The organism is Bradyrhizobium sp., assembly GCF_030693485.1.
Taxonomy (GTDB): domain Bacteria; phylum Pseudomonadota; class Alphaproteobacteria; order Rhizobiales; family Xanthobacteraceae; genus Bradyrhizobium.
On sequence record NZ_JAUYAN010000295.1, the window covers coordinates 1 to 4,737 of the forward strand.

At 61.4% G+C, this 4,737-nt stretch carries 8 protein-coding genes and 1 pseudogene; 3 read left to right on the top strand and 6 right to left on the bottom strand.

The features are described 5' to 3' along the window. The 6 genes and pseudogenes from Q8N40_RS21230 to Q8N40_RS21255 form a co-directional block, all read right to left on the bottom strand. A pseudogene (locus tag Q8N40_RS21230) lies at nt 1–241 on the bottom strand (thiosulfate sulfurtransferase); the annotation flags it as partial. A gap of 62 nt (nt 242–303) precedes the next feature. Further along, nucleotides 304–660 carry a hypothetical protein gene (locus Q8N40_RS21235; RefSeq protein WP_305713192.1) on the bottom strand — a complete coding sequence of 119 codons (357 nt, stop codon included), beginning with the start codon at nt 658–660 and terminating at the stop codon, nt 304–306. Between the two features lie 162 nt (nt 661–822). Beyond that, on the bottom strand, nt 823–1,293 hold the full coding sequence (locus tag Q8N40_RS21240; RefSeq protein ID WP_305322389.1) for a redoxin domain-containing protein: 471 nt from the start codon (nt 1,291–1,293) through the stop codon (nt 823–825). Then, nucleotides 1,290–1,442: a hexameric tyrosine-coordinated heme protein gene (locus tag Q8N40_RS21245; RefSeq protein ID WP_305713193.1), complete on the bottom strand. Its 153-nt coding sequence runs from the start codon at nt 1,440–1,442 to the stop codon at nt 1,290–1,292. The genes Q8N40_RS21240 and Q8N40_RS21245 overlap by 4 nt, the downstream gene beginning before the upstream one ends. A gap of 156 nt (nt 1,443–1,598) precedes the next feature. Then, nucleotides 1,599–1,835, bottom strand: coding sequence for a thioredoxin family protein (locus Q8N40_RS21250; RefSeq protein ID WP_305713194.1), 237 nt, complete (start codon nt 1,833–1,835; stop codon nt 1,599–1,601). Between the two features lie 62 nt (nt 1,836–1,897). Next, complete coding sequence (locus Q8N40_RS21255; RefSeq protein WP_305713195.1) at nt 1,898–2,623, bottom strand: hypothetical protein; 726 nt, start codon at nt 2,621–2,623, stop codon at nt 1,898–1,900. Nucleotides 2,624–2,718: 95 nt separating this feature from the next. On the opposite strand from Q8N40_RS21255, the gene Q8N40_RS21260 reads away from it, so the two are divergent. The 3 genes from Q8N40_RS21260 to Q8N40_RS21270 all read left to right on the top strand — a co-directional run. After that, entirely contained in the window at nt 2,719–3,300 is a 582-nt protein-coding gene (locus Q8N40_RS21260; protein WP_305322386.1) for a MarR family winged helix-turn-helix transcriptional regulator, read from the top strand. A 327-nt stretch (nt 3,301–3,627) separates the two neighbouring features. Continuing rightward, nucleotides 3,628–4,026, top strand: a complete 399-nt coding sequence (locus Q8N40_RS21265; RefSeq protein ID WP_305322387.1) for a type II toxin-antitoxin system HigA family antitoxin — start codon at nt 3,628–3,630, stop codon at nt 4,024–4,026. Nucleotides 4,027–4,473: 447 nt separating this feature from the next. Continuing rightward, the coding region (locus Q8N40_RS21270; protein ID WP_305713196.1) for a cyclic nucleotide-binding/CBS domain-containing protein at nt 4,474–4,737 on the top strand (264 nt) is incomplete at its 3' end.

Below are 4,737 nucleotides of genomic sequence, written 5' to 3' on the forward strand. Positions count from 1 at the left end.
GCAGACGATCCGTGGCCTGCGCGACCAGGCCCTCGCCGGCGTCATACAGAACGATCGGCACATCCTTGCGCGGCAGCCGCGTTTCGGCCTCGAGCGCGATCCGGCCGGCCGCCATGTTGGCGGCGAACAGCGGATGGCCTGAGGCATAGACCGCCTCATGCCTGAGATCGAGCAGCGCGATCTCATCGCGCAACAACAGCATGGAGCGGACTTCCAAGGGGGTGACGGTGGGTGGGGTCATGGCCGGCCGCGAATGGATGAGAAGGGTGGCTAGCCTTGCATGGTTTCACGTGGCGATTCAACTCAGGGCAACCGCGGGTTTGCAATGCGTCTTTCCGACGGCAAGGCTGCCATGGCGAGGAGCCGATGGTCGCAATGACGACACTCCAACTTCACATCGCTTTCGTCCGGGCCAAAATTGTAGACAGGCTTGCCGCCGTGGCCGAACCGGAGGACGGCGTCGCTTGCATCCGCGCTGACGTCGCCGAATATTCGCTCCACCTTCGAAAAGTCTCGGTGCGGCGAAAAGCCGATTCGACGGCTCGGAAATTGCATCGTAACGGTCGTTAGCTTCGCAATCACGCTGACGCTGAACATATCGGTAACCAGGCCTGCTTGCACACGGAGACCAAAAATTCGCAGCGCCTCATACCCGGACATCCCTGAGCAGCGATCTGCGTCGAAGCGAAGGCTGTCGGGACATTGCAGGCGATATCATCAGACAGCGCATCGGCACGCGCCGAGTGACCGATGCCATATCCACTGGAGCGATTATGCATCGGTGTCAAACATGTGAGGTTCTGGCGTTCACGGATGTCGAGCTTACGTCCGCAACGCATCGGCGATCCGCGCGCCGAGCGCCATGTCGTCCTCCTGGCCGAAGCTGTGGTGCAGAATGGCTCCGTCCCGTCCGATCAATATCGCGGTCGGCGTGCCGCGCATCTGATATCGCCCCATTGTAACCGGGAGCGGTCCGGCGGTGCTCGGCTCATCGACGCCGATCGGCATTGTGAGGCGATATTCATGGATGTATGCCTCCAGGGACACAGGCGTCATCGCGGCATGATGCTCGAACACCGTGTGCAAGCCGATCACTTGCAGGTCCGAATCGCGAAACAACCGGTGCGCCTTTTCCGCCTGCGGAGTGCCATGAGTCACGCAGCCTGGGCAGAGCATCTGGAACGCATGAATGAGGATCGGCCGGCCGCGCAGCGCCGCCAGCGTCAGTGGCTCCTTGGTGTTGAACCAGCGGCTCACGGCAATTTCCGGGGCGACAATCGTTTGTCGTGTCATGCGCGCCACCAATTGTTAGCCGCAGCTACGGTCTGGAAATGCACCGCGATGACGTGCGAGGATGCGGTCAGTGCATCGGTGTCGTGCTCGTAGACCGCGCGCAATTCGTGGCGTGTCCCATCGTTGGGTTGGGTCAGCTTCACGCCCATGCGCGAGCTTGATGGCAAGTTCGAAGCCTGCCTGCAGCGTCGGCGCCAGGAGTGTCGGCAGCCAGGGCAGCGGTTCATTCGTCATGAGAATGTGTCCATCCGGTTGGGCATGGATCTGCAAGCAAGGCCATGCCGCTTAGACCGATAGTGTAATGGTCAGCGCAACGCCGCGATGTCGGCGCCGAAATTGATGTGGTGCGGCTGGCCATCGATCACCAAGGCTGGGACCGGCTTGACCCCAGCCGCCTCGGCCTCGGGAAGGCGCCCCTCATCCGTGCCGAGGTGAACAATCTCGACGTCGAATGCGGCCGGATCGAGTGCCGTCGCGAAGCGCTGCTCGGCATCGACGCAGACGCTGCAACCAGCGTAGAAAACGTGGCCTTCCGTTTTCATAGCGGGCGTACCTTTCGGTTTTTGTTCGGGTTGGACGTGGTGGCTGGTTGGTGTGAACGGCTTTATTTGTTCTTCTTCATGATCACCCCCGGAAGCGAAAGATTGCCTGAGGCGACTTTATAGGTACCGGTGACGCAGAGCAGCGGCGACCTGCCCTCCGCGTGAACCTGCAGCTTGGCCGCCACCGCATCGAAGTTGATGCTCTCGGCGCCCAGTACCGGCACGGTTATTTTGACTGTCTTGCCCTTGAGGATCGGGCTCATGCCTGGACTGTCGAGTGCGATAGGCAGGCCCGGAGCAGTAGCCGGCAAGATGTCCTGGCCTGGAGAGATGTCGCGCACTTTCAGGCCGCCGCCACAGGCCTTGTCCTCGACCAGAACAACCCAGTGAGAATGCCAACCCGCGCCATCGTTGTTGGGGTCGCCGTCGCCGTTCTCGTCGTAAAGTGGTGTGTCGTCGAAATCGGGATGTGCGGTGATGGCGAGCGCGAGGATGCCCGACCCCTTGGCAAATCCGGCTGCCGAGGGATCGAGCCTGGTCGGCCAAACATAGGCGTCAACTTTCGAGCCCTGGAGCTTCCCGACTTTCTTCGGCTTCTGTGAGCCGGCCTTGCCGGTGACCTCCATTGTGAACGTCGCCAGGCGTCCATCCGTGGTGGCGGTGGCTCGCGTGATATCGAAGGCGGCGGGGACTTTGGGATCGGACTTTGCCGTCACATCGTGGGCGTTTACCGCCGCCGGCAATCCGGCGATCAGGCTGACAAAGACGAGGGTGGAAAGTTTGCGCATCGCAGGCCTCCAAAGCTTGTGTTGCATTGATAGCGACACGCTACTATAATAGGCAGATCGCACCGCGAGTCAATTATTAATATCGAGTCGCTAGCATGATGATGCCCAATGCCGCCTTGGAAGCGGCACACCTGATCGACCGCCTTGATCGACTGGCCCGCAGTGGCGGGGCGAGCGGTGACCTCAACCCGGCACAGTGGGAAGCCCTGCGCTTTGTATCGCGCGCCAACCGCTTCTCGCGCACGCCCGCCGCGCTGGCGGAGTATCTGGGCTCGACGCGGGGGACGATTTCGCAGACGCTGATCGCCCTGGAGCAAAAGGGATGCATCACGCGTGAGGAAAGCCCGCGTGATCGCCGCTCCATCATGCTCGAATTGACGGCCGCGGGTCAGCGCCTGTTGCGCGACGATCCGTTGCGGGCGTTGGCGTCCGATCTCGCCAAGTCTGCGCCTGAACGTCTCGAAGACATTGTCGACATGTTGCGGGACACGCTGCTGACCATGCTCGCGCGCAACGGCGGCCGTCCGTTTGGTGCCTGCTATACCTGTCGGCATTTCGCCTCTGGCGGCGGCAGCAGCGCGCGAGCCCCACACCGCTGCAAGCTGCTCGATGAAGGACTATCTGAATCCGACAGCCGCGCGATATGTATTGAACAGGAGCCTGCTGCGGCGTCATGAACACCGCAACACCCATCCACGGATATGGCCAGACGGCCCATCACCGCATAAGATAAGAATGAATATCTTGTGGAATTCCAGTCGATGTCGCGCGATCCTCATACTGCCGCCCCTGGACTCGCCGTCGGTCCGCGAACATAGACTGTCGCTAATTCCGAGTGGGCTCGGCGGGCTTCAGTTTGGATCGGGGGCGGAACGCACCGGCCATCGCACCGCCGCAGTACCTTGACGTCGATATCGGCGAAGCCGAGCCGGCGATCTCCGTTGCGCCGCGAAATTCGTCGGAACCCATGCTGAATACGATCGTATCGATCCGGAGACCGTGTCATGGCGAAGAAAATGATCCGTCCAATTCGTACCGAGGCCGAATACGACGAGGCGCTCGAGGAGATCGAACGGTACTTCGAAAACGAACCGAAGCCGGGCACACCGGAGGCAGATCGATTCGATCTTCTCGCGTTGGTCGTCGAGGCCTACGAGCGCAAGCGCTGGCCGATCGAGCCACCCGAGTCGATTGACGCGATCCATTACCGCATGGAAACGGGCGGCTATACCCAGGCAGATCTTGGCCGCCTGCTTGGCTCGCGGCAGCGCGCATCCGACATCCTGACAAGGAAGCGTCCTCTCACGATGAGCATGGCCTGGAAGCTGCACCGCGAATGGAACATTCCGGCGGAGGCTCTGATCGCGCCGCCACGGACGCGCGGAAGAAAGTCGGCGGCGTAGGCGCGATCGAAGATGCGGGACGATGGCAGAGCCGCTGCTCGCGGGCCCGTGTGCAGGCGACGTAGAGAAGCCGCCGTTCGGTTTCGTGTCGCGATTTCTCCCAGATGTGATCTGATCGGCAGAAACTGGCGATGTGTAACCCAGCGCTTGCGGTATTATTGGAGGCGCTCACGTCCCGCACATCGATCCAGCCCAACCAATCTCTCTGCAGCGTAGCTGGCTTAAGCGAAACCTTTTTGACATTCCTCGCATAGCCAAGCGCCGAGAACTCCTCATCGACCAACTGGTTTGCCTTGCGGTCGGGCGCGGCGGTGAAAATCCCGCTGTCGGGATCGGTGGCAGGCTTCGCCGGCGGCATCGGCGCAGTGCTGACAAGGCAAGATATTTTGACTACCTTCAATGCGGGCCATCAAGACGGGGTAGGACAGGGCCCACGAGAGGAGATCGATGAGCACAGTAAAAAGCGCTCTGGCCCAGAAGAGTGACGCCCTGATCCATGTTCGTTCCGGCGACATGGTCGTCGAAGCCCTGCGCCAGATGCGCGAAAACCGGGTCCGGTCGGTGCTGGTAATCGACGACGACGTGCTGGTCGGTATCGTGACCCAGGGTGACTGCGCCATCAAAGTGCTGCTGCCCGGGCTCGATGCGAAGCAGACGCCGGTGGGCCAAGTGATGACGGGCAACCCGGTGACGGTCAAGCCGGACGATCGG

Excerpts from the sequence above, each read along its gene's own strand:
- Q8N40_RS21235 (WP_305713192.1), bottom strand. The coding sequence starts at position 660 with ATGTCCGGGTATGAGGCGCTGCGAATTTTTGGTCTCCGTGTGCAAGCA.
- Q8N40_RS21240 (WP_305322389.1), bottom strand. The coding sequence starts at position 1,293 with ATGACACGACAAACGATTGTCGCCCCGGAAATTGCCGTGAGCCGCTGG.
- Q8N40_RS21245 (WP_305713193.1), bottom strand. The coding sequence starts at position 1,442 with ATGGGCGTGAAGCTGACCCAACCCAACGATGGGACACGCCACGAATTG.
- Q8N40_RS21250 (WP_305713194.1), bottom strand. The coding sequence starts at position 1,835 with ATGAAAACGGAAGGCCACGTTTTCTACGCTGGTTGCAGCGTCTGCGTC.
- Q8N40_RS21255 (WP_305713195.1), bottom strand. The coding sequence starts at position 2,623 with ATGCGCAAACTTTCCACCCTCGTCTTTGTCAGCCTGATCGCCGGATTG.
- Q8N40_RS21260 (WP_305322386.1), top strand. The coding sequence starts at position 2,719 with ATGATGATGCCCAATGCCGCCTTGGAAGCGGCACACCTGATCGACCGC.
- Q8N40_RS21265 (WP_305322387.1), top strand. The coding sequence starts at position 3,628 with ATGGCGAAGAAAATGATCCGTCCAATTCGTACCGAGGCCGAATACGAC.